Here is a 23,964-nt window from a genome sequence, read left to right as displayed (position 1 = left end):
TCAAAAATCAATTATCAGATTATGAAGGCATTGCATTTATTGAAAAAATACTCCGTCGTCATCTTGCTAATACTCTTGACCGCCTGCGAAGAAGACGGAGACAAAATATATCTTTCGGGGCTGGAAGGGAGTGAATTTATCCTTACCGAAACAGATATCATGTTAAGCAAGGAAAATGCTTCGAAGATCGTACTCTCCGCCGCATGGAAAAACAGTACATTGGTAGTGAGCAACCCGGATATGGGAGCACCCGATGTCTTTACGGCGTACCTGCAGATATCCACGCAGGAAGATTTTTCATCGAACGTAATTGAGAACGAAGGCATCGGCGAATCGAAAGCTTATACCGGTGCAGAGTTGAATGCCATCGCCAGGAACCTTGGACTTGTACCCGATGTGGCGACTCCTGTCTACTTCCGTCTGCGTGGAAGCATAGCCCCCAACATCGAATCGGTATATAGCGAAATAAAGAAAGTCAATATCACGCCCTATCTGATCGATATGACTATCGGGTTTATATTGGATAAGGACAAAAAACAAACAGGTCTTACGCTGGTTTCTCCAGATGCGAATGGGGTATATGCCGGATTTATTGGCGCTACTTCGTGGTACAACTTCTTTATGGAAGAGGGTGACGGAAAGATATGGGGAAATCTTGCGGCAGACGGATCGGCTTTTCTGGCTTCTTCCGAAGAGAATAGCTGGAACTTCTGGTATCCCGAGCCGGGCGGCTGTTATTATACAGAGGTCAATACCGAGCTCAAACGGTGGTCGGCCGTTTATCTTCCGGTTCTCAACATTACCGGCGATATCGGGGGAGAGATGACTTTCGACCGGCCGAATACGAAATGGTACTATGTTTTCAATGCCGCTTCTGCTGGTACGGCAACGATCCGGTTGAGCGGACAGGGAGATGAGTATAATTATGAGACAGGTGATAGCGCTCCCGCTGTCGATAAAGTGACCATCGCTTTTGCGCAGGAAAACGGATCGCTTGTCCTGGCAGGTACGCCGGGTGATATCACAGTGCAAATCCCTGCCGCGGGAGAATGTACGTTGATCCTCGACCTGAGCGATCCGAAAAACTGGACGTGTGAAGTGACGAGCGGATCGGAAGAGCCAGATCACGTCAGCCAGGAGGTCTATATGATCGGTATCGATGACGGTATCACAGGAGGAAGCTGGAATTTCGATAATAAGTTGTATCTTTATGATGAGGACAATCTGGCTTATGCCGGCGTGCTGAATGTACATTCACTATGGGGATACCAGGTTGGAATAGAGAAAGACAATTGGGGTGACGTGTACACGCAAGCCGGAGGCGATGCCTATTCCGGAACGCTGGAATTCCAGGGCCAGAACAATATTGCCGCTCCTGTACCGGGTGTTTATTTCTTCGACCTGTCGTTGAAAAACCTCTCTTATGCACTGACTGAGGTAGGCGACCACGTGTATGTGAACGGATTGGACGATAAATGGGAGTTCAATCAAACGTTAGCGTCCACATCCGTTCCGGGAGTCTATTCCGGAAGCATCACCGTGAACGGGGCTTCAAGCTACGGATTTAAAATTTACCTTGTCCGGGATAACTGGGATATTCTGTTTGGCGGCAGCAACGGGAAGTTAACGTACGGTGGCAGCGATATTCCCGATAGTAACAGTTGGTCGGCAGGTACCTATACCATTACGGTAGACCTTATCAACCGTACATATACTATTCAATAAACGTATCAAAATAGATAAAAATGAACATAAAAAACATATTCCTGAATGCGGTATGGGCGTTGATCGCCCTTACCGCTTGCAGTAGCGACGATAAACCGGTATATCCGGAGCCACCCGTGTACGATATGAGCGGGTTCGCCAAGGGAGCCGATGTAAGCTGGCTTACAGAAATGGAGAAAGCCGGAAATAAATTCTATAACTCTTTGGGTCGCGAAACCGAATGCATGACATTGTTGCGTGATTTAGGGATGAACTCTATTCGCTTGCGTGTATGGGTAAATCCTGTTGATGGTTGGTGTAATAAAGGCGATGTACTGGTAAAGGCATGGCGCGCAAAAAATCTGGGAATGAGAGTGATGATTAACTTTCATTACAGTGATACGTGGGCTGATCCGGGCAAACAGTATATGCCTGCCGCATGGGAAGGACTTTCGTTGGAGGAACTGAAAACAGCGGTGGCCGACCATACTAAAGAGGTGCTGAATGCTTTGAAAGAGAAAGGTATTACTCCCGAATGGGTACAAGTGGGCAACGAAACCAGTAATGGCTTCTTGTGGGAAATGGGGCAGGCCGATAAGAATCCTGCACAATATGCCGCATTGTTTGCTGCCGGATACGAAGCCGCTAAGTCGGTCTTCCCCGATACCAAGGTGATCGTCCATTTGGATAGTGGATACGATAACGACCTTTACAATTGGAATTTAGATATCCTGAAAAATAACGGTGCCAAATGGGATATGATAGGTATGTCGCTCTACCCTTATTGGGCTATGCTCTATGGGGAAGAGACATCCGCGGATAAGGTGATCACAGACTGTATCGAAAACATCAAGAAAGTTAGTGCCAAATACGACTCGGACGTGATGATCGTTGAAACGGGTATGGAGTGTGCGGATGATGATGGACGTTTGGCTGACACTTCGGTATTGGCCGAAGGGAAGGCATTGCTGTCCCGCATCCTGAAGGAGAGTCAGGAGAATACAAACGGCCGCTGTAAAGGGGTCTTCTACTGGGAACCGCAGTGTAAGCCAAGCAAGTATCGGCTAGGGGCATTCACCGAAGAGGGATATCCCACCGTGATAATGGATGCTTTTCAATAAAATAATCGCATACTGGAATGCAAAAATATTGCTTAGTGGTGCTTTGTGGTAGTCCGGTATTCAATAACAAAAAATATGAGGATAAAACTGGTATTTACGCTATTCTTTCTTGGTCTTTTCTATAATTTGTTGGCACAGCGTACGGAGTTCCTGTTAGAGAAAGGATGGAAGTTTGCAAAAGGTGACTATCCGGAAGCCGTGAATAAAAACTTCGATGATAAAAACTGGGAGTCTGTTGTCGTTCCCCACGATTGGGCTATATATGGCCCGTTCGATCGTAAACATGACCTTCAGGAAGTAGCTATTATACAGAACGGGGAGAGGGTGCCGACAGTAAAAACAGGGCGCACAGGCGGCCTTCCGTATATGGGAATCGGTTGGTACCGTACTTTTTTTGATGTGGAAAACTTCCAATCCGAAAAACAAATCGTTACCCTGAAGTTCGACGGCGCTATGAGCGAAGCAAGGGTATATGTGAACGGGAAAGAAGTATGCTTCTGGCCTTACGGATACAATACTTTCCATTGCGATATCACCGAAGTATTAAATGCTGACGGTAAGAATAACCTGCTTGCCGTGCGGCTCGAGAACAAGCCGGAGTCATCCCGCTGGTATCCGGGAGCCGGACTTTACAGGAATGTGCATGTGATACAAACTAATAAGATCCATGTTCCGGTTTGGGGAACGTATATTACAACGCCTTTTGTCTCAACGGAATATGCTTCCGTACATCTGCGGACGGAAATAGCGGGTAATCATAAGGATATACGCATTATCACGGAGATCAGGGATGCGGATAATAAGGTGGTGGCATCCAAGGATAACAGACAGCAACTCAACCACGGGCGCCCGTTTGAACAGAATTTTATCATTGAGGATCCCAAACTTTGGTCACCCGAAACGCCTTACCTCTATACGGCTACATCTACCCTATTTGTCGACGGTAAACAGACTGATGAATACACGACCCGTTTCGGTATCCGGGATATTCAATTTATAGCAGACAAGGGTTTCTTCCTGAACGGTCAGCGACGTAAATTTCAAGGGGTTTGCAATCATCATGATCTCGGCCCTTTGGGTGCGGCTATCAATGAAGCTGCTTTACGCCGCCAGTTGACCCTCCTGAAAGAAATGGGATGCGACGGTATCCGCACGTCCCACAATATGCCTGCTCCCGAATTAGTAAAACTTTGTGATGAAATGGGTTTCATGATGATCGTGGAGAACTTCGACGAATGGGAGGTCGCCAAATGCAAAAATGGGTATCACCGGTTTTTCGACGAATGGGCCGAAAAAGATATGGTGAATATGTTGCGTCATTTCCGGAACAATCCTTCGGTAGTCATGTGGAGTATCGGCAACGAAGTGCCTACCCAGTGCAGTAACGAAGGTTATAAGGTTGCCCGTTTCCTGCAGGACATTTGCCACCGGGAAGATCCTACGCGTCCCGTCACTTCCGGAATGGATCAGATTAGTTGTGTGCTGGACAATGGGTTTGCGGCGGTGGTTGAGGTCCCGGGATTCAATTATCGAACCCACCGTTATGTGGAGGCATACGAAAAACTCCCGCAGAATCTGGTGTTGGGTTCCGAAACTTCTTCCACCGTAAGTTCCCGTGGTGTATACAAGTTCCCCGTGGAGAAAAAAGCCGACGCGCTTTACGACGATCACCAGTCCTCTTCTTACGATCTCGAATACTGCTCATGGTCGAATATTCCCGATGAGGATTTTGTTTTGGCCGATGATTACGATTGGACACTGGGACAATTCGTCTGGACCGGTTTCGATTACCTGGGCGAGCCTTCGCCCTATGACACCGATGCATGGCCTAATCACAGCTCCATGTTTGGAATTATAGACCTTGCAAGTATTCCTAAAGACCGTTATTACCTGTACAAAAGTATCTGGAACAGGGACGAAGCTACGCTCCATATTCTCCCGCACTGGAACTGGAAAGGACGCGAAGGTGAAGTAACCCCGGTGTTTGTTTATACGAGTTATCCCTCCGCCGAACTTTTTATCAATGGGAAAAGTCAGGGAAAGCGTACAAAAAATAATAATTCCTTAACGGAAAGATATCGTCTGATGTGGATGGATGTGCGTTATGAACCAGGAGAAGTGAAGGTCGTTGCTTACGATGAAAACGGTAATAAAGCCGAAGAAAAAGTCGTTCGTACGGCCGGTAAGCCCCATAGGATCGAACTGATTCCCGACCGGGATGCACTGTCGGCCGACGGGAAAGACCTGGCTTACGTAAATGTCCGGGTGGTGGATAAAGAGGGCAACCTGTGTCCGCTGGACGACCGTATGATCCGTTTCACGGTAACCGGAGCGGGGAAATACCGTGCTTCCGCCAATGGAGACCCCACCTGTCTGGATATGTTCCATCTTCCACAGATGCCGCTTTTCAACGGACAACTCACAACTATTGTACAGGCAGGAGAAATTGCCGGAACGCTTACCCTTGAAGCAAAGGCAAAAGGAGTTCAGTCGTCAAAAATCTCTATAAGGGTGGAATAATGATTGTTTTTACATACGATAATACTTTCGACGGATTACTTTCATGTGTTTTCTTTGCGTATGAGCAGAGAAAATTTCCCGATCTGATCCTTTCTGAATTCGATCAAAAACCTCTGTTTATAGATGAGCAGTACTATGTGGATACTGAAAAAGAGAAATCGAAACGTGTATGGAAAGGATTGGAGAAAAAAATATCGAAATTCGCACAAAATATGTTGCTGAGCGTCTGGTTGTCGGAATTGCCGGAGACAGCGATGTTGCTGTTCCGGTATATCCGTAAAAATATCGATCATCCTCAGGGGATTGAAATGAATTTCGGAGATGATGATGTACTTCGTATCAAGGATATCGCACAGAAGGTGGGTGCCGATGCCCGGAAACTGATCCAGTTCATCCGTTTTCAGGAGACGGCCGACGGTATCTGGTTCGCTCCTGTTTCTCCACGTTACAATGTACTTTCATTGATCGTACCGCATTTCAGGTCGCGTTATGCCGGTCAACCCTGGATCATTTACGATACAAACCGGAATTGCGGTCTCTATTACGATACCCGTACCGTTGCCGAGGTCACCTTTCCGCAGGAAGAGTTCTCCCGCCTGAAGTCGGGAATTGTAGACGAGGACCGCCTCTCGGACGATGAAGCCTTTTTTCAGCAGTTATGGAAAGCCTATTTCAAAAGCATCACCATCAAAGAGCGGATCAACCTCAAGCTACAGCGCCAGCAGATGCCGCGCCGATACTGGAAATACCTTACCGAGATGCAGTAAGGGGGTTACTTGTTTTTCAACAGGTCGCGGATCTCGGTCAGCAGAACCTCTTCCTTGCTAGGTTCCGGGGGCGGTGCCGGTGCCTCTTCCTTCTTGCGTTTCATGGTGTTCATCGCCTTGATCACAATGAAAATGGCCGTACCGATGATTACGAAGTCGACAACCGACTGGATGAATGCACCGTAGTTCCATGTGATGGCCGGTACCGCAACATCCGATCCTTCCATTACCGCCTTTTTCAATACCAGCTTAAGCTCTGCAAACCTGCTGTCGCCAACCAGAATGGCGATGGGCGGCATCAGAATGTCATTAACAAATGAGGTGACGATCTTGCCAAAGGCAGCGCCGATAACAATACCCACGGCCATATCGACCACGTTACCGCGCATTAAAAATTCCTTAAGTTCTGTTCTGAATGACATGACGATTAATTTATTAAGGGGTTAAAAGAGCATTACATCACAAAGAAAAGAAAAAAAATGTCAACATACTGTTTTTTACGGTAAAATTTGCAGTGAATCAATGAAACAGCTCTGCGATCATGCAGCGGGCAGAACCTCCCCCGTTGGTTTCAATGGTGGTCAGCTCGGGCGACAGGATCTTGTTGTAGGTGGAGATAATCTTCTCCTGCTCCGATGAGAGCGACTTTCGGGCAGTGGCCGACATCACCATCAGGGGAGTGCCGTTACGGCTTTTCAGCTCCAACATATTCCCGGCAAACTGCTCCATCTGGTCGACTGAGATCTCCACGATCACTTTTCCGGCAGCATGCAACCGTGTCGTTACCTTATTGCGGTCGCCCTCCGACCCGATTGCCTCGAGGCAGACAACGGCCACCTGTGTCCCGATCCCCATCATCACGTTGGTGTGGTAGACCGGATTTCCGTTCCGGTCGACCGCGTCGAAAACCACCGGATCGAAGTTCATCCGGGCGGAGAACTCTGCCAGTACCTTTTCCGATGTGCGGGATGAGCGGCAACAGTAGGCAACCCGCTTGACACGGTCGAAAACCATGCTTCCCGTGCCCTCCAGGAACTCGCCCTTCTCTTCCCAGGGTGTAAGATCGATCAGTTTGGTGTGATTCAGCCTCCGGCGTAAAAAATCGAGCAGATGGGGCTTCCTCTCCAGACGGCGGTTTTCGGCAAACATGGGATAAAGGACCAACTCCCCCGTAAGATGGGAGGAGAACCAGTTATTGGGAAAAATTGCATCGGGAGTGGAGGGTTCCGGAGTGTCCTGCATTACAAACACCTCCACGTCGTTGCTCCTGAGGAGGCTGACATATGCGTCAAACTCCTCCAGGGCTCCTTCCTCCACCCTCTCCTGCCCCCTCTTCCGCTGAAAGAAGTTGTTGGTTGCCGTCGCTTCGTTGAATGCGAACCGGGCAGGCCTGACCATCAATATCCTTGATGAGGTTTGCATCTACTCCAGTGATCTTATCGAATCCTTGATAATTCCGATTGCCTCCCTGATCTCCTCTTCGGTAATCATCAACGGAGGTGCGAAGCGGATGATATGGCGGTGTGTCGGTTTTGCCAGCAGCCCCTTCTCTGCCATCGCAAGACAGATATCCCAAGCCTCCTTGCCGTTGTGGGGCTCGACGACGATTGCGTTGAGCAGCCCTTTTCCCCTGACCTGCTTCACAAACGGGCTGCTGAAGCCGTTCAGTTCTTGGCGGAAGAGTTCTCCCAGGGTAGCTGCCCTTTCTGCCAGTCTCTCCTCCTTGACCACCTCCAATGCGGCAACCGCCACTTTACAGGCGATAGGGAAACCACCGAAGGTCGACCCGTGCTGTCCCGGCTTAACAGTCAGCATCACCTGGTCGTCGGCAAGCACGGCAGAGACAGGCAAAACACCTCCGGAGAGGGCCTTCCCCAGGATAAGGATGTCGGGCCTGACCCCCTCGTGATCACAGCACAGCAGCCTCCCCGTACGGGCGATACCGGTCTGTACCTCATCGGCGATAAAGAGGATATCATGTGCTTCGCAGAGTTGTTTGCACGCTTTCAGGTATCCCTCATCGGGCACAACAACACCCGCTTCGCCCTGTATCGGTTCAACCAGAAATCCGGCAATTCGCTCCCCCTTCTCTTCAAATACCTGCTGGAGTGCCTCCAGGTCGTTGTAGGGGATCACCTCGATGCCGGGAGTGTAGGGGCCATATTCGGCCCGCGCCTCACCATCGGTCGACATCGACACGATCGTGATGGTGCGGCCGTGGAAATTCCCTTCACAGGCAACGATAATCGCTTCATTTTCGGGAATCCCCTTGTTCAGGTATCCCCATTTCCGGGCAAGTTTCAGTCCCGTCTCTACCGCTTCCGCTCCGGAGTTCATCGGCAGCATCTTGTCGTACCCGAAATAGCTGTGCATGAACGCTTCGTACGGACCGAGGCAGTCGTTGTAAAATGCACGCGAGGTGAGACAGAGGGTCTCCGCCTGCCTGGTGAGCGCCTCGACGATCTTCGGGTGGCAATGTCCCTGGTTCACTGCTGAATAGGCGGAGAGGAAGTCGAAATACCTCTTACCGTCAACATCCCAGAGATAGAGACCTCTTCCCCTTGCGAGGACAACGGGAAGCGGATGGTAGTTGTGTGCGCCGTACCGCTCTTCCAGATCGATATAGTGTTGTGATTTTTCCGAGATCAACATGGCCAGGGGTATTGTTTTTTACATCGGTGTCAGCACCAGGTTCCGGAAGAGAATCCTTTTCCCCTCGCTCTGCAGTCCGATGTGTCCCTCCTTGACCCTGCCGGTTCCCCGGTTCTGGTGCACATCGTTCACATATACGTCGATAACCCCGTCCTGAACGGTGATCTTTACCCGGTTCCACTCACCGGCCGGATTTTCACTTGAAGGTTGCTCCTTCTCTACAACCGGGAATTTCGGACGTTCCGTCACCCCTTCAGGAAGTTGGTACTCTTTCACGTCCGATCCGCCAAGCAATACGAAGTCGCCCGCCTTGCCCGCTGCAAGCTGTACCTCCACGCATGTGGGGAAGGGATTTTTTGGATCTTCAATCAGCACGAAGATTCCGCTGTTGCTCGCCTCGTCTGCCCAGCGATACTCCAGTTCCAGGGTGTAGTTGGCATACTTCTCCTTCGTATACATGTAGCCAATCGGTTCCCCCTTGATGGATATCTGGCCTTCATCCACAGTGAAAACCTGATCTGCGGGTACGGCATCGTTCTCTACAACGAAGTTCCAGTTCGATAAATCCTTTCCGTTGAAAATTGTCTCCTTTTCCTGTTGCATGCACGCCGGAGCAAGCAGAAGCAGTGCGGCGAAGAGCGTTACGTTTGTCTTTTTCATCTGATTAATATGTTGTTGGTGAATAGATCTCGTTAACAAAGTTAAGTAAAAATGATGAGAAACAAGTCAGCTTGAAACCATAAAAGCGCTACGACAACCGATATAGTCCTAAAAAAGCAAAAAATGATTGTGAGATAGCCAATAAATGCATATTTTTGCTCAATCTAGTTCAGCAAAACCGTACGAGAGGAATGAACAAAGCGCACATCTTATGGGCGGACGACGAGATTGACCTGCTCAAGCCTTATATCCTTTTTCTGGAGGAGAAGGGGTATGGGGTGGATACCGTGAATAGCGGACGCGATGCCATTGAGAAGTGCCGGACTTCGGTCTACGACATCCTCTTTCTGGATGAACACATGCCCGGACTGTCGGGGCTGGAGACGCTCACCGAGATTGCCTCCTCTCATCCCGACCTGCCGGTGGTGATGATCACCAAGAGCGAAGATGAGGGGATCATGGAAAAGGCTATCGGCAAGAAGATTGCCGATTACCTGATCAAGCCTGTCAATCCCAACCAGATACTGATGACCATCAAGAAAAGGTTGGAGAAGGAGGAGATCATCAGCGAGTCCAATACGATTCACTATCGGGAGGAGTTTGGCCGGTTGAGCCGCGAGATGAATGAATGCCGGAGGGCAGACGAATGGGTCTCAATATATAAGAAATTGACATTCTGGGAAATCGAGTTCTCCCGGTCGCAACACCCGCTGCAGGAACTGCTGGCGGCACAAAAATCGGAAGCGAACGTCAGATTCGGAAAATTCGTGACGCAAAACTACGAGAACTGGTTGCTGGATCCGGAGTCGGCACCGCTACTGAGTCACGGGCTCCTTCAGCAAAGGTTATTGCCGGAGCTCGACAAGGGCGAAAAGATCTTCTTCATCCTGATCGATAATTTCCGGTACGACCAGTGGTTGGCCATCAAAAGCCTGGTATCGGACCTTTTCACCTATACCGAGGATACCTGCTTCAGCATTTTGCCAACGGCCACCCAATATGCGCGTAATGCCATCTTTTCCGGATTGACTCCGCTGCAGTTGTCGAAAAGGTTTCCCGGATTGTGGGTCGGCGAGGGAGAGGCTGAAGGAAAAAACTTGTCGGAAGAGCTGCTTCTGCGATCGCTGCTGGAGCGTTTCAACCGGAAAGAGCGCTATTCCTACCACAAGATCAGCACGAATGCCGAAGGGGAGAAGCTTGTCCAGAATTTTGCCTCGCTTGAACGAAACGAACTGAACGTGGTGGTCTTCAATTTTATAGATATGTTGTCGCATGCACGTACCGAGTCGCCAATGATCCGCGAACTGGCTCCGGATGAGCCGGCTTACCGGTCAATTACCCGTTCCTGGTTCCGTCACTCACCTCTCATCGGGTTGTTGAAAAAGATCGCGGAGAGGCGGGGGCGGGTGCTCCTGACAACCGATCACGGAACCATCCGCGTTCGCCATCCGCAAAAGGTGGAGAGCGAGAAGAGTGTCAATGCCAATCTGCGCTACAAGGTGGGGCGAAACCTCACCTACGATCCGAAGAGGGTGTTCAGCATCACCCACCCGGAAAAAGCGGGATTGCCATCACCCAATATCAGTACGAGATACATCTTCGCCCTCGGCGACGATTTCTTCGTCTACCCCAACCGGTTCAACCACTACGTCTCTTACTACGAAAATACGTTTCAGCACGGAGGTGTCTCGATGGAGGAGATGATTGTGCCATTGGTGACATTACAGGCCAGATAGAGCAAAAAGCAAATGAGTATGCAGTTGAAAATTGAGGATATTTCAGGAATCGGCGAAGCTGCCCGCCAATTTATTTCCGGCATGGGTGATGAGAAGGTGTTTGCCTTTTACGGCGCAATGGGTGCGGGCAAGACCACTTTCATCAAGGCCCTGTGCGAGGAGCTGGGAGTGGAGGAGACCATCACCAGTCCCACTTTTGCCATCATCAACGAGTATCGGGATGGAGGGGGCAACTCCATCTTCCATTTCGATTTCTATCGTATCAATAAACTGGAGGAGGCTTTCGACTTCGGTTATGAGGACTATTTCTACAGTGGAAACCTCTGTTTCATCGAATGGCCCGAGCGCATCGAGCCCCTGCTCCCTGCCGGTACCGTGAAGGTCTATATTGACGGTTCCGACGACGGTGTGCGGACGATCGAAACTCGGCGGGATAATTAAACGCGTCGGGCAGAAAGCAATCCAACAAGTTCAGTAAAAAGAATACCCGAATAGATGAAAAAGATAGCCATATCCGTTTGCTTGTTTCTCTCCACACTGCTGGCCACATCACAGGTGAATACCGACCGGGTGATGATGATCGGCAAGAATGCCCTTTACTTCGAGGACTATGTGTTGGCCATACAATATTTCAACCAGGTGATCGGCGCTAAGCCTTACCTGGCCGATCCCTACTACTTCCGTGCCTTGTCGAAATTCATGCTCGACGACTTCAAGGGGGCAGAAGAGGATGCCAACCTCTGCATCGAACGGAATCCCTACTATACGGCTGCCTACCAGCTTCGCGGAGCAGCCAGGCAGAATCAGGAGAAATTCGAACTGGCTGCTGCCGACTATCAGCGAAGCCTGGAGTTCTTTCCTGAAGACCGGCTCACGTTGGTGAACATGGCCATCGTGAACGTCGAGCTGAAGCAGTATGAGGTGGCGGAGAAATTTTTCGAGGTGCTGCTGCGCCGTTTTCCCGACTATATTCCAGGCTACCTGACCCGCGGACAGATGTATCTCGAGCAGAAAGATACGCTGAAGGCGCTGGCCGATTACGATAAGGCGATCGAGATAGATCCCTATACTGCTCAGTCGTTTGCAGCACGCGGTGTGTTGCAGTTCCAGCTGAAGGAGTACAACAAGGCGCTGGCCGACCTGGATGAGGCGATCAGGCTCGATCCCTATTTTGCCGGGAACTATATCAATCGGGGGCTGGTGAAGTATTACCTGAACGATCTGCGGGGAGCGATGGCCGATTACGACCGGGTGATCGAGATGGACGAAAACAACCTGATTGCCCGCTTCAACCGCGGATTGCTGCGTGCACAGGTGGCCGACAACAACCGGGCGATCAAGGATTTCGACAAGGTTATCGAACTTCAACCCGACAATACGATGGCCTATATCAACCGGGCGATGCTCTATGCCGAGATAGGTGACAATCTGAGCGCCATCCGTGATATGGATGTGGTGCTCGAGGAGCATCCCGATTTCTTCTCGGGCTATTACATGCGTGCCGAGATGAAACGGCAGCTGAATGATCTTCGCGGCGCTGAGCGGGACTTCCTCACTGCACGCAACGAGGAGGCCAAGGCCAAACAACGGGCAACGGTAGATGCGGTGGATGGAAGGAAGCTGGCGGCAGAAGCGAAGGATACCAGGGAGGAGACCGACAAGGATATTGAAAAGTTCAACCTGCTGGTGGTCGCCGACAAGGAGGCAACGGAGAAGAGCCGGAGCAGATACCAGCGCGAGTCGCGGGGCCGGGTACAGGATCTCAATGCCAAGATCGCGCTCGAGCCAAAGTTTGTGCTGACCTATTACGACAAGGGATTCGAGGTGAGCCGGCCGGTCTACTTCTCCGAATCGCTGGAGAGGGCCAACGAGATGCTGAACCTCAACTGGAGGCTTAAGGCGGTGAACAACGAGGCCGCGCTGAACGAGTTGCAGGTGCAGTCGCATTTCCGTTCCATCGACAACTATTCGAGGTTGATGGTGGAACGGCCCAACGATGCCCGACTCTATTTCGGCAGGGGGATGGACTTCATGCTGGTCCAGGATTACGAGAATGCCCTGAAAGATATCAACCGGGCCATCGAACTGCAGCCCGACTTCATGCAATCCTATTTTGTGCGTGCGGTGATCATGACCAAACAGCTCGAAATCGAGCCAATGTTGCCGTCCGAAACGACTAAACCGGAGCCCTCGGTCGGAGTGAACCCGGCAGACAGGCTGAACGAGCTGCCACAGGTTCCCCGTGCAAAAGTGCCCGAAATCTCCACCAAGTCGTTCCGGTACGATGCTATTCTCAAGGATTATGAGACGGTGTTGCGACTCGATCCCAACTTCATTTTTGCCTACTACAACATGGCAGAGATCTACAGCCTCGAAAAGGATTACCGGGCGGCGATCGACAGTTATACCAAGGCGCTGAAGATCGAGCCGCAGTTTGCCGAAGCCTATTTCAACCGGGGATTGTCGCGTCTGTCGATCGGAGATACTGCAGCCGGTCTCGACGATCTCCGGAAAGCCGGAGAGCTGGGAGTGGTACAATCTTACAGTATCATCAAGCGGATGCAGTGATAGTTTGGTCAGGAGATAAACTCCACTCTTGCCTCCTGACCCTTTTTCAACTCGAGCGCGATATATCCGTTTTCAACAGTTATCCTTTTCCCGTTCCGTTTTACAGCGGTAACGTGATCGGGGACTTTCACCCTGAAGGTTCCGCCGGTTTCAGCGCGAAGAGTTGCAGATAACAGGCGGCTGTTTTTCCAGCTGGCATCCACCTCGGCACCGCCGCGTACCCTCAACCCCTTGAAGCTTCCGGAGGCCCATCTGTCGGGCAGGGCAGGTAGCAGCTGGATATACCCATCCTGGCTCTGGATCAGCATCTCGGCAATTCCTGCAGTTCCTCCCAGGTTGCCGTCAATCTGAAATGGAGGATGGGCGCAAAAGAGGTTGGCGTAGGTTCCTGCACCGCTACTCATGCTGATTTCGTCACCGGCAGTAGGTTCCAGCAGATTCTTCAGCAGTTTGTAGGCCCGGTTGCCATCTTGCAGGCGGGCCCAGAAGTTGATCTTCCATGCGCGCGACCAGCCGGTGCCGCCGTCACCACGACGCTCCAGCGTTTCGCGGGCGGCTGCTGCCAGTTCAGGTGTGGTGTTGGGTGATATCTGGTTCGACGGATAGAGACCGTAGAGATGTGAAACGTGACGATGTTGGGGATCCGCCTCCCTGTAGTCTTCGAGCCACTCCTGCAGATAACCGCTGGAACTGATCTGCATCGGGGGAAGCTTGGGCAGCGTCTCCCGGATCCGGGCAGTTGTCCCGTCCTCGATGCCCAGAATTGATGCGGCCGACAGAACATTGGTAAAGAGTTCCTTTATCAGTTGGACATCCATGGTAGGCCCCATGCATACAAAGATCCGGTCTTTATCCCCGGGAATGTAGAAGCCGTTTTCGGGTGAAGAGGAGGGAGCGGTAACGAGCCATCCGTTCTTGGGTTCTGCAATCATGCCGCTGAGGAAGAACTTGGCTGCTCCGGCAAGTGTCGGATAGATGGTGCGCAGGTACTCCTTGTCCTGCGAGAAGGCGAAGTGCTCCCAAAGGTGAGCACAGAGCCATGCGCCCCCCGTGTTGGTCGCCCCCCACGATGCGTGTTCGCCCGGGGCAGTGAATTTCCACGGATTGCTCATCATATGGGCCAGCCACCCTTCGGCTCCGTAAAAAGCTTTTGCCGTGGCCTCTCCCGAGGGTACAAGCGACTGGGTGAATGTGATCAGCGGTTGATGCAGTTCAGAAAGGTTACACACCTCCACCGGCCAGTAATTCATCTGTACATTGATGTTGAGGTGGTAGTCGCCATTCCAGGGAGTCTGCACCTGATTGGCCCACAACCCTTGAAGGTTGAGCGGCAGCGTCCGTTCATTCGTGCCGCAGATGATCAGATAGCGGCCATACTGGAAGTAGAGCGCGGCAAATGAAGGATCCTCCTCCTTTTGGAAAGCGGCTAGCCGTTTGTCGGTAGTTCTGCTGTTGTCCTGTTCTCCAAGCCAGAGCTCCACACGGTCGAACTTCTCCTTGTAGAGTGCGGTATGGGCCCGCTTCATCTTTACGAACGAAAACCTTTTGGCCCGCTCGAGTAACCGGTCAACAGTCGCCAGATACTCCTTGTCGAGCATGTCGGTCGAGGTGGAGATGAGGATAATCGCTTCATCGGCATTGGATAGCGAGAGGCTTTTGTTGCCTGCCGACACTGTTCCACCCTTATTCACGATCTCTACTTTGGTCAGGTATCTGACACCCTTGTCGCCATTGTGGCCATCATTGAGTTGTCCCTCCATGATGAGGCTCTCCCCTTTCACCGAGATGGTAGCCCTCTCTGGGCGGCTCAGTTCTAATTCGAATGAGACAGCACCTCTCCTGTCGGCTGCCACACGGATAGCCAGCACATCATCGCTGTGCGATGCAAGATATTCGCGGTTGTAGGTGATTCCACCCCTGGTGAAGCTGGTCGATGCTACCGCATCGTTGAGCGACAATTTCCGCTGGTAGTTGTCTGCCGCTTCCTGATGAGGGTATTGGTAGTTGATACGGAGGTTTCCCAGCATCTGGAAACAGCCGTAGGGGGCATTCTTGCTTTTACCGCCTGAAGAGCCCACACCTCCACACCTGAAATGTTCGTACATGATTCGTTGTGCATCCCCGTTCTTTCCTGCAAGCAGCAGCTCACGGATCTTCGGCAGATAGCCGATTGCCTCGGGATTGATCGCTTCGGGGTCCTCGCTGCCCGACCACATGGTGATGTCGTTGAGCACCACAAGTTCCCGATCTATTCCCCCATCCGGCATCATGCCGATGCGTCCGTTACCCAGGGGAAGTGTCTCCTCCCAGGTCGACGCCGGTTTGTTGTATCGCAGAGCAAGTTCATTTGCCGTTTCGGCAGATGCCGTGCAGGAAAGCAGTGTGACTACTGCCAGAAGAGTGACTGTAATTTTCATCGGATTTCCCATTATATTGTAGATTATTTTACGCTAACCGCATCTTTTGACGAGAGTTCTGTCCGAATATCACGCTCTGCATCCCATCCACTCTCGAAGTGGTTGTTTTCGATCAGAACGTTGCGTACCCGTTCAAAGAAGAACGGGTGTTTGTTCCAGTGAAACGGTTCAAAATCTGTATTGTAGGTGACACTGTTGTTTCGGATAGTCAGCCCGTCGGTCGATTTGGCATAGACGAGCGGACGGTCGAACGTCTCGAATATATTCTTTTCAATGAGAATACCCGAGTGGAAGAACCGCTGTTGATCCTTGAGGTTAGGTATCTCGGGATAGATGGAGATAATGGCGTTTGTAAACTGATAGTATGCAGTAAGGCCATTGATAAAGCGGTTGTTTCTGATGATCACCTCCTTGCAGGCTCCGGTTTCGTACCATCCATTGCAGTCCCCGCATAGCAAAATTGCCGTCCCGTGGGTATGGTCGAAAAGGTTGTTCTCGCAGATTACCCGTTTAGGTGTGCTGAAGAGCGCACCGCGCGCACGGTTGTTGCGGATGATGTTGTCAGAGAAAATCACTTCGGGAGTCCAGGTGAGGTTTTCAATTCCGTATCTTCCAGTTTCACCCCACTTGAATCCCCAAGCCTGTGGGTGCATGTACCTCGCCTGTATTGTGTTGTCGTTTATACGTTTGGTGACCCGCAAGTAGGTCCCGTGGACATTGATGGCGTCATCGGCCATCATTTCATAGAGTCCGTTTCGGGAGAGAATCACCCCTTTGCACGCCGAAAAGTGAGTTGCATCGGCCTGGGTGGTGAAATAGCGAAGGGAATCGTTCTCTTTCAGGCAAACGGAGAACCGGTCCAAGGTGATATTTTCGCTCATTTGTGCCAACAGACCCATCCCCTCGGCATAGTGTACCTGAACATTCTCAATGACGGTGTTGCTGCTTTCACCGATAAAGATGCCGGGAGCAGGACGTTCCCACGAACGGAGAACATACCGTTCACCCGGTGAGGTTAACTTTACCTGGTCCCACCCCCTGATGCACAAATGATCGGGTGAAGCTTCGGTAACCGACTCTGGGTTGAAACTTATGTCCTGACGGTTGTAAGTCAGGTGTTTGTCCGGGCGGAACGCCATTGAACTCTTTGGAATCACTTCGAAACCTTCACCCAAAAGAACAAGCTTCCCGTCGTCAATGCGGTAATTTCCGCCGGGATAGATCTCAGCCAGCAGCTCATCCTTGTCCGGATCCACCTCAACAATGTTGAGCTGGTGCAAGGCAGGTATCTCAAAGTCGATGGAGAAGTTTTTCAAGGTGATGTTTTGCCCTTTCAGGATGGCAAAGGGGATCATCCGACCGTGAAAGATAAACTCCGAACCCTGTCCGTCGATGGTTACGTTCTGCAGGTTTTCGAGTGCAAACCCCACCTTCCTGGGGTTGCTCTGGTCGTGATTCGAGATGTAATATTCGCGAGAGAAGGCAGTGTCGGGATAGAAATCGTACCGCCCTTTGGGGATAACAACCGTAACGTGTGCCGTATCTTTTCGCGCTTTCAGCTGTTCAATCAGCTTAACAGCCGCAATTGATGCGTCTACCGTTGTGTCGGGTTTTACATCAAATGTATACTCAGTTTTTTTTGTGGAGCATCCTAGACAGACTATCAAGGAGATAACGAGTAAATAGATCTTTCTTGGCATAATTTGAAAATGAATCGAGAAACAAAAATAATCAAAAAGAGCTCAGATCTGCTAAATATGTGGAGGAAATCGGATGATTCCGCGAGGCCAGGCAGGTTCCAGATCACCAGTTTGCCAGGGAACAACCTCCCGGTCTTAAACGCTCTCTCTTCCGGCAACAGAGCCGGCAATCTTGTTTTGATCAGTAGAGCTCAATATTGTTCAACACCGGCGAGGCTTTGGCCTCGAGAATATTCACTCTTATCTTCGATGTCGTTACCGGGTCAATTTTAAGGATTCTCTTGTACCCGATGGTTGTACCGGTGGCTGCCGCTACCCATTTCTTACCGTCCCAGGTTTCAACTGAGAACGATTTCACCCGTTGACCCAGTTTAATCTGCTCTTGCAATAGAATATATGAAACAAGTTGCGGTTTTTTCAACGAAATTTCCAGATTGGCGGCAATGGTATCGTCGTCAGTTGCCCAATGGCTATCCTTCTTGTTGTCAATAAGATTTGTCGCTGCATACTTCTCTGATTTGCCGCGATAATTACTTGCCATTATCTTGGATCCGGCGGCCAGGTTGTTAGCAAAAGTCTCATCCAGAATTTTTCGGAATCCTTTAAGCGACTTTATATCGTTCTCGTGTATCAAGCCTCTCTTGTCGGGAGGAATATTCAACAGGAGGAGTGACCCTCGTCCTACGGAGGTGAGATAGATCTCAAATAACTCTTCCGGGGTTTTAACCATCGAATCCTCTTTTTCATGATAAAACCATCCCGGTCTGATGGAGACATCTACTTCTGCCGGTATCCATTTAGTCCCGTCGATTGAGCCCGTATTCAAGAGTTTGTTGATGCCCGACTTGCCCGCGTATAATGTATCGGGCGTAATCGTGTTCCAATTTGTCTCGTTGACGAACCCCCGCTCATTCCCTACCCAGCGGATATCGGGACCGGCATCGCTGAAGAAGAGTACATTGGGTTGAAGCTCTCTGATTTGACGCAGTGTGGTTGGCCAGTCATAATAGGTCTCCCGGTCGATGCTTCTACTTTCCCTTGCGCCTCCATAATAGCCAGTTCCTCCGTTTGCTCCGTCAAACCACATTTCAAAAATATCACCGTAATTGGTAAACAGCTCTTTTATCTGATTGCGGTAGTAGAGAATATAGTCGGGGTTTCCGTAATCTTTATGATTCCTGTCCCAGGGAGAGAGATAGACTCCAAACTTCAGGCCGTCTCTCTTGCATGCGTCACTCAACTCCTTCACGATATCACCCTGTCCGTTCTTGTAGGGACTCTTTTTTATTGAGTGCTCGGTGAATTGTGACGGCCATAAGCAAAAACCGTCGTGATGTTTGCAAGTCAATATTATCCCCTTGAAACCGGTCTCCTTGATATTGGTCACCCATTGATCGACATCCAATGCTGTTGGATTGAAGATTGACTCCTTCTCGTCACCGTAACCCCACTCAAGGTCGGTGAATGTATTTGTGGTGAAATGGATAAAGGCGTTCATCTCCATCTCGTGCCAGGCCAACTGATTGTCCGAAGGAACAGGATAGACCGGTTCGGGAGGAGCAACGTTTACTTCTGTTTTACATGAAACAACTATTGAAGCGATAAAACAGAAAGAGATGATTCCCTTGGTGCTAAATAGTCTCATTTTATTCGATATTTATAGATTTGATCAATAGTACCATTCTCCACAGCATGGCGAACAACACGCCTCTCCATTGATAAGTCGAGTCTCTCTCATTCTGGTCTCGTTTTACAAGTTAATACAGATTAGGTTGGTTACATCTGGCAGATTTATCGCCGTTAAGTGATATTTTGGTATAATTGTTACCGTAAAATCGAGTGATATTTGAGTGTTGCTTTGTGCCTGAACCATTTGTTGTTTATGTAATGAACTTGTATTTAGTATCTTAAATGTTTATTGATGTTTCGTCGATTAAGCGATAGATCAGGTGCAGGGGTTAAGTAACGGTTTCACATTGTTGTTAGGATTTATCAAATTATGGAGTGTATCCTGTACTGTACTGAGATGATGCAAATATAAGTTATCTTATTTACATCTTTGTAAAGATTCATATGTTATGAAGCATAATAAGCAGTTTTGTGAAGGCTTTTTTTTTTGACAAAAAGGATAAATCTACCCGTGTGAAATGTTAAAAAGAGCTAAATAATCTCTTCCTATCCTTTTCGCCTTTTACCTTGCTCAAATGGCGATGTCTGTTGCAGGATATTGAAGGTCAGCATTGTAGACTATTCGTTATGGCGCTTCCCCCACGTAATGACCCAGGTTATAGGTCTCATACAAGGTTAAAAAGTCCCGTACGGGCGCGGGTTGTATCGGATTGAATTATTTTTTTTTCTACTTTTACACCTCTGTTTATCAATGCGTGAAAAATGATACACTGCTTCTTTAGTGTTATGCCCATGTTTGTGGTATTGTTCTGGCTGGTCCTCTTTTTGCTGGATAGGCCAAGCGATATTGCAAAGCGCTTTCTTCTCTTTTTTCTGGGCGTCGCACTGGTGAATTATACGGCACACTGGATCTATTTCAATCACAATTATACGGCATACCGTCTGATCGACAGCTTCTGGGTCTTCACTTCACTGGCAGTCTATCCCATCTACTACTACTACATCCGCCTGTTGACGGTAGACTCCAAGACCGACTGGAGATGGTGCTGGATATTGGCCCCGGCACTGTTGCTCTCCCTCTTTTCCGGTGTCTGTTATCTGCTGATGAGTCCCGCCGAACTGGATACGTTGACGCATGAACTCCTCTTTTATAACCGCCCTCCCCGGTCGGAGCATACACTGCTTGTCCGCCTGCAGGCGGTGCGGATTTTCCTCTTCAAGGTGATCTTTGCAACTGAAGTGTTGCTGACCCTCTATTTCGGGCTTCGTCTGGTCAAGGAGTTCAACAAGAAGGTGAAGGCTTTCTACTCGAATGTGGAGAATAGGGAGTTGTCCACCATCAGACAGATGCTCTTCTTTATGGTGCTCACCGCATTGATCTCTTTTATCTCCAATCTGCTGGGGAAAAACCTCTTTTCGGGCAGCACCGCGCTGCTTGCAATTCCTTCCATCACTCACTCCATCGCGCTTTTTGGAGTCAGTTACGTCGGTTACCGTCAGCAATTTACCGTCCGTAACCTCAAAGAGGATCAGTTACAGGGTGAGAGTTGCGAGCCACCGTTTGAGAGTGAGACGATGACCGGTATTGAATATGACCTGCTCTATTCCAAACTGGAGATACTCTTCGAGGTGGACCAGATCTTCAAGAATCCGGAACTGCGGCTGACCGATGTGGCACTGGAGTTAGGTACCAACCGGACCTACCTCTCCAAGTTGATTCACGCCAGACGCGACATGAACTTCAGCGATTTCGTGAACGAATACCGGGTGCGTTACGCCGAAGGGATTCTCACCCTGCCTGAATATGCCCATCTGACCATTGATGAGGTGGGCCTTCACTCCGGCTTTTCAGGGAACAGCACTTTTTACCGGGCGTTTGAGAAAAATTACGGTATGCCCCCCGGCAAGTATAGAAAACAGCAGGTTTAGGCCTGGAAGCTACCTTACTCTTTCCTCCCCCTGAAGGTGAAATACCTGAGTCCATAGTAGTCTATTATGTTTACCGCCATGTCCCCAAAAAGTCCACTGCCAACAGTTCCTTTAGCCGGCAGGATGCCGTAATAACCACCCGGCTCGGGCGTGAAGGGAAAGGTATGTTCAAACAGCTCGAAATCATCGTACACAACCCTGTTGTCCTCCCGTCGCGACATGCCCGATCCAATGTAACTTCGTCCGAAATCAACCTCCATGATCTTTTCTGTGGGTTTGAAGCCATATGGCATCCCGTCTGCAAAATAGCCGTATGGTACACCGCTGTATAGGATGGCCCCGATCTGCACCGGCTGCAACAGGTGGCGCATCACTTTGAACTTGCAATGAACCTGTGTGCTGTCGGCCGACAAGTTGACATCACTGGCATGGGGATCGCACAGGGGAGAGAAGTACCGTTCCCAGATGGGATCTCCTTCCAGCGTCAGCTCATCGGTCTCGTAATTGAAGACACCTCCCAGCGTGGTGAGCGATCCCTTGATCTTGCTCTCGGTGTTGAGTGACATCTTCTGGGTCTGTTCAAAGAAGTCCCAGTAGTATCCCATCTTCATGCGTGCATCGGCACTGCAAAGCGCTTCCATCACGCCCCATACCTTGATGCCCGCATCTACCCTTACGCCTGCAGTGGTGTGCACATTGGCCGACAACTCACCCCCTGTGAAGGAGAGGCCATTCTCGCTGAACCTGGATGCCCGGGTGGTGCTGCGGGTTCTGAATCCCTCGTTGCTGTTGTAGGAGAATCCGAGGTCCATCGCGGCGCTGTAGCTCATGCCTGCCCTGATCTCTACTTCTCCCCCCACACCGGCAACACCGTAAAAACGGATCACCGGCACGATGGTGAGCGGCGGTACGGGGATGGGGGCAAAATAGGCGGTTAGCAGGTGGAACGATTTGTCCACCGCATCGGCCTCCACCTCGATGCTCATATCGGCCGAAAGCTGGATGTCGGGGGATATGCTGGCATGGAAATAGTGCAGCTTCTTGTCGAAGATGCCCACCAGCAGCCGCATGCTGAGATCCATGCTGGCTGAAACCTCAATTTCGGAGTTGTCGCCAGGCTCCAGCGTAAAGCTCATGTTGCCGGAGGAGTAATTGTAGCTTTTTCTTCCACTGGCCCGTGTTGTAGGCAAAGAAAGTTCAATTTGTGAACCGTTCTGGGTGAAGCTCACCGTTTCCCCGTCGGGTGTCTCCACCCGGCTCAGGTAGGCACCGAGTTCCAGCTCAACGCCCCCCTCATCGTTCATCGTGCCATCTTCATTCCAGATCGGTTCACCCAGGGAGAGCTCTTCAAACACCTCGGTGATATCGGTCACCGGTTCAGCCACCACGGCAATGTATTCGCTTTCGGGGTTGCCCACCGAGACGATTCTGCCGATATAGCCTTCCGGGAACAATTTGGAGGGAGTATCGAAAAGCAATACCTCACCCATCCTGGGTTCAAACTCTTTTTTCACCGTCATAAAGAGCGTGTGGGTTTGTAATTTGACCATATTGACCCATTCGTCATAGCTTACCACCCGGGCATCTACGATATATTCCATTCTTTCCGCATCGACCAGGGTAGCATCCTCCTGCAGTTTGTATTCTACTTCGTCCGATGTAGTGACCGTCTCTCCCACCGGGTATACCCTGCTGCGCTCAATCATTTTTCCCGATGTTGTACCGATCGTCTTTATCACTTCACTGCCGTCATCCATCACGAATTTCACCTCAAATCCCTTTGTGTAGTCGCGGGGAGGAATAAAGAGATAGAAATGGTGCAGGGTGCCATCGAGCAATACTCCTTCACCACAGTCGATGGTAAGGGTAAGTGAGGTTCCACTGCCGCTCTCTGGAAACCGTGCATCGGGGATCCCGTCGCTCCAGGCGACCGTGAAGCTCCCGCTCACCGGTTTGCCCGAGAGATCCCGGAAATGTACCTTGAGCAGACGGTCACCCTCAGTACCGCTGTAACCCACCTTGAGCAGCGCAAAGAGGTTGCGGAAGCCGATGCCCGATGCACTGCCCTTGCCGGCCATGAAGTTAGCAGGGGCATAGGGTTGCGACACCCGCTCCTTGAGGGTATAGGGCTGTGTGGCCGGGAAGGTGAGCGTCAACTCGCTGTTGTTGCCAATAGAAGTTCCCTCCCGATAGGGGTAATAGGCCGTCACCTCGCCCGTGGGCATGCTGCCGGTTGTCCTGAACCGGGCTTTTTTGCCGTTTTCCAGGATGTCATCCACACCGGCAGTGAAGAGCAGGTTGCTACCCCCTCCCTTGCCGAAGACGCCGATCCGGTCGTTCACCTCCCAACGGACTTCTGCCTTGATGCCGGGATGATCAATCACTGCGGTTCGGGTCGTTTCTTCCCCCTCAATGATGGTAGCTGTCAATACGTTGTCGCCGGGAGCTGCTCCCTGTCCAAACGGTTCGGCGGTACAACCAAGCAGTGCGAGGCCAATCACCAGCAGGGAGAATTTATGCAGGTTTTTCCTATCTCTTGTTCTTTTCATGATCAGTTGCTG

General features: G+C 50.5%; 16 protein-coding genes. 8 read left to right on the top strand and 8 right to left on the bottom strand.

Features of this window, described 5'->3' with window-relative positions; genetic code table 11:
* Positions 1–21 precede the first annotated feature (21 nt).
* From ING2E5A_RS14415 to ING2E5A_RS14400, 4 genes are all read left to right on the top strand, one after another.
* Positions 22–1,725, top strand: a complete 1,704-nt coding sequence (locus tag ING2E5A_RS14415; RefSeq protein ID WP_071138009.1) for a DUF5114 domain-containing protein — start codon at positions 22–24, stop codon at positions 1,723–1,725.
* A 20-nt stretch (positions 1,726–1,745) separates the two neighbouring features.
* Positions 1,746–2,825, top strand: coding sequence for a glycoside hydrolase family 53 protein (locus ING2E5A_RS14410; RefSeq protein ID WP_083373376.1), 1,080 nt, complete (start codon positions 1,746–1,748; stop codon positions 2,823–2,825).
* A 75-nt stretch (positions 2,826–2,900) separates the two neighbouring features.
* Positions 2,901–5,345 (top strand): beta-galactosidase GalB, encoded by a 2,445-nt coding sequence (galB, locus tag ING2E5A_RS14405; protein ID WP_071138008.1) that lies wholly within the window; start codon positions 2,901–2,903, stop codon positions 5,343–5,345.
* Complete coding sequence (locus tag ING2E5A_RS14400) at positions 5,345–6,112, top strand: TIGR03915 family putative DNA repair protein (RefSeq protein ID WP_071138007.1); 768 nt, start codon at positions 5,345–5,347, stop codon at positions 6,110–6,112. Before galB ends, ING2E5A_RS14400 begins: the two co-directional genes overlap by 1 nt.
* 5 nt (positions 6,113–6,117) lie before the next feature.
* On the opposite strand, the gene mscL is transcribed toward ING2E5A_RS14400, so the two are convergent.
* The 4 genes from mscL to ING2E5A_RS14380 form a co-directional block, all read right to left on the bottom strand.
* The gene (mscL, locus tag ING2E5A_RS14395; protein WP_071138006.1) at positions 6,118–6,534 is read right to left on the bottom strand and encodes a large-conductance mechanosensitive channel protein MscL; all 417 of its coding nucleotides are present in this window, start codon (positions 6,532–6,534) and stop codon (positions 6,118–6,120) included.
* Between the two features lie 97 nt (positions 6,535–6,631).
* Positions 6,632–7,534: a citrulline utilization hydrolase CtlX gene (gene ctlX / locus ING2E5A_RS14390; protein ID WP_071138005.1), complete on the bottom strand. Its 903-nt coding sequence runs from the start codon at positions 7,532–7,534 to the stop codon at positions 6,632–6,634.
* Positions 7,535–8,764: an ornithine--oxo-acid transaminase gene (gene rocD / locus ING2E5A_RS14385; RefSeq protein ID WP_071138004.1), complete on the bottom strand. Its 1,230-nt coding sequence runs from the start codon at positions 8,762–8,764 to the stop codon at positions 7,535–7,537.
* Between the two features lie 18 nt (positions 8,765–8,782).
* Positions 8,783–9,424, bottom strand: a complete 642-nt coding sequence (locus tag ING2E5A_RS14380; RefSeq protein WP_071138003.1) for a 3-keto-disaccharide hydrolase — start codon at positions 9,422–9,424, stop codon at positions 8,783–8,785.
* A gap of 191 nt (positions 9,425–9,615) precedes the next feature.
* Between ING2E5A_RS14380 and porX the strand changes: the two genes are divergently transcribed.
* From porX to ING2E5A_RS14365, 3 genes are read left to right on the top strand one after another with little or no spacing between them, the layout of a single operon-like run.
* Positions 9,616–11,160, top strand: a complete 1,545-nt coding sequence (porX, locus tag ING2E5A_RS14375; RefSeq protein WP_071138002.1) for a T9SS response regulator signal transducer PorX — start codon at positions 9,616–9,618, stop codon at positions 11,158–11,160.
* An 18-nt stretch (positions 11,161–11,178) separates the two neighbouring features.
* A complete protein-coding gene (gene tsaE / locus ING2E5A_RS14370; protein WP_071138001.1) occupies positions 11,179–11,601 on the top strand; it encodes a tRNA (adenosine(37)-N6)-threonylcarbamoyltransferase complex ATPase subunit type 1 TsaE in 423 nt (140 codons plus the stop codon).
* A gap of 54 nt (positions 11,602–11,655) precedes the next feature.
* Positions 11,656–13,728, top strand: a complete 2,073-nt coding sequence (locus tag ING2E5A_RS14365) for a tetratricopeptide repeat protein (protein WP_071138000.1) — start codon at positions 11,656–11,658, stop codon at positions 13,726–13,728.
* Between the two features lie 8 nt (positions 13,729–13,736).
* Here ING2E5A_RS14365 and ING2E5A_RS14360 read toward each other — a convergent pair whose 3' ends face one another.
* The 3 genes from ING2E5A_RS14360 to ING2E5A_RS14350 form a co-directional block, all read right to left on the bottom strand.
* Positions 13,737–16,145 carry a glycoside hydrolase family 95 protein gene (locus ING2E5A_RS14360; protein WP_071138394.1) on the bottom strand — a complete coding sequence of 803 codons (2,409 nt, stop codon included), beginning with the start codon at positions 16,143–16,145 and terminating at the stop codon, positions 13,737–13,739.
* Between the two features lie 23 nt (positions 16,146–16,168).
* Positions 16,169–17,845, bottom strand: a complete 1,677-nt coding sequence (locus ING2E5A_RS14355) for a right-handed parallel beta-helix repeat-containing protein (RefSeq protein ID WP_071137999.1) — start codon at positions 17,843–17,845, stop codon at positions 16,169–16,171.
* A 181-nt stretch (positions 17,846–18,026) separates the two neighbouring features.
* A complete protein-coding gene (locus ING2E5A_RS14350; RefSeq protein ID WP_071137998.1) occupies positions 18,027–19,490 on the bottom strand; it encodes an alpha-L-fucosidase in 1,464 nt (487 codons plus the stop codon).
* Positions 19,491–20,266: 776 nt separating this feature from the next.
* On the opposite strand from ING2E5A_RS14350, the gene ING2E5A_RS14345 reads away from it, so the two are divergent.
* Complete coding sequence (locus ING2E5A_RS14345) at positions 20,267–21,403, top strand: helix-turn-helix domain-containing protein (RefSeq protein WP_161942048.1); 1,137 nt, start codon at positions 20,267–20,269, stop codon at positions 21,401–21,403.
* Positions 21,404–21,417: 14 nt separating this feature from the next.
* Here ING2E5A_RS14345 and ING2E5A_RS14340 read toward each other — a convergent pair whose 3' ends face one another.
* The gene (locus tag ING2E5A_RS14340; RefSeq protein WP_154670098.1) at positions 21,418–23,952 is read right to left on the bottom strand and encodes a fimbrillin family protein; all 2,535 of its coding nucleotides are present in this window, start codon (positions 23,950–23,952) and stop codon (positions 21,418–21,420) included.
* Between the last annotated feature and the right edge of the window lie 12 nt (positions 23,953–23,964).

Origin of the sequence: Petrimonas mucosa (assembly GCF_900095795.1) — a bacterium.
Classification (GTDB): domain Bacteria; phylum Bacteroidota; class Bacteroidia; order Bacteroidales; family Dysgonomonadaceae; genus Petrimonas; species Petrimonas mucosa.
The sequence above is the reverse complement of the archived record's forward strand: the minus strand, read 5'-3'. Positions and strand labels throughout refer to the sequence as shown.

What these genes read in the sequence shown, in the direction of transcription:
- ING2E5A_RS14415 (WP_071138009.1), top strand. Translation starts at nt 22, where the DNA reads ATGAAGGCATTGCATTTATTGAAAAAATACTCCGTCGTCATCTTGCTA.
- ING2E5A_RS14410 (WP_083373376.1), top strand. Translation starts at nt 1,746, where the DNA reads ATGAACATAAAAAACATATTCCTGAATGCGGTATGGGCGTTGATCGCC.
- galB (WP_071138008.1), top strand. Translation starts at nt 2,901, where the DNA reads ATGAGGATAAAACTGGTATTTACGCTATTCTTTCTTGGTCTTTTCTAT.
- ING2E5A_RS14400 (WP_071138007.1), top strand. Translation starts at nt 5,345, where the DNA reads ATGATTGTTTTTACATACGATAATACTTTCGACGGATTACTTTCATGT.
- mscL (WP_071138006.1), bottom strand. Translation starts at nt 6,534, where the DNA reads ATGTCATTCAGAACAGAACTTAAGGAATTTTTAATGCGCGGTAACGTG.
- ctlX (WP_071138005.1), bottom strand. Translation starts at nt 7,534, where the DNA reads ATGCAAACCTCATCAAGGATATTGATGGTCAGGCCTGCCCGGTTCGCA.
- rocD (WP_071138004.1), bottom strand. Translation starts at nt 8,764, where the DNA reads ATGTTGATCTCGGAAAAATCACAACACTATATCGATCTGGAAGAGCGG.
- ING2E5A_RS14380 (WP_071138003.1), bottom strand. Translation starts at nt 9,424, where the DNA reads ATGAAAAAGACAAACGTAACGCTCTTCGCCGCACTGCTTCTGCTTGCT.
- porX (WP_071138002.1), top strand. Translation starts at nt 9,616, where the DNA reads ATGAACAAAGCGCACATCTTATGGGCGGACGACGAGATTGACCTGCTC.
- tsaE (WP_071138001.1), top strand. Translation starts at nt 11,179, where the DNA reads ATGCAGTTGAAAATTGAGGATATTTCAGGAATCGGCGAAGCTGCCCGC.
- ING2E5A_RS14365 (WP_071138000.1), top strand. Translation starts at nt 11,656, where the DNA reads ATGAAAAAGATAGCCATATCCGTTTGCTTGTTTCTCTCCACACTGCTG.
- ING2E5A_RS14360 (WP_071138394.1), bottom strand. Translation starts at nt 16,145, where the DNA reads ATGAAAATTACAGTCACTCTTCTGGCAGTAGTCACACTGCTTTCCTGC.
- ING2E5A_RS14355 (WP_071137999.1), bottom strand. Translation starts at nt 17,845, where the DNA reads ATGCCAAGAAAGATCTATTTACTCGTTATCTCCTTGATAGTCTGTCTA.
- ING2E5A_RS14350 (WP_071137998.1), bottom strand. Translation starts at nt 19,490, where the DNA reads ATGAGACTATTTAGCACCAAGGGAATCATCTCTTTCTGTTTTATCGCT.
- ING2E5A_RS14345 (WP_161942048.1), top strand. Translation starts at nt 20,267, where the DNA reads ATGTTTGTGGTATTGTTCTGGCTGGTCCTCTTTTTGCTGGATAGGCCA.
- ING2E5A_RS14340 (WP_154670098.1), bottom strand. Translation starts at nt 23,952, where the DNA reads ATGAAAAGAACAAGAGATAGGAAAAACCTGCATAAATTCTCCCTGCTG.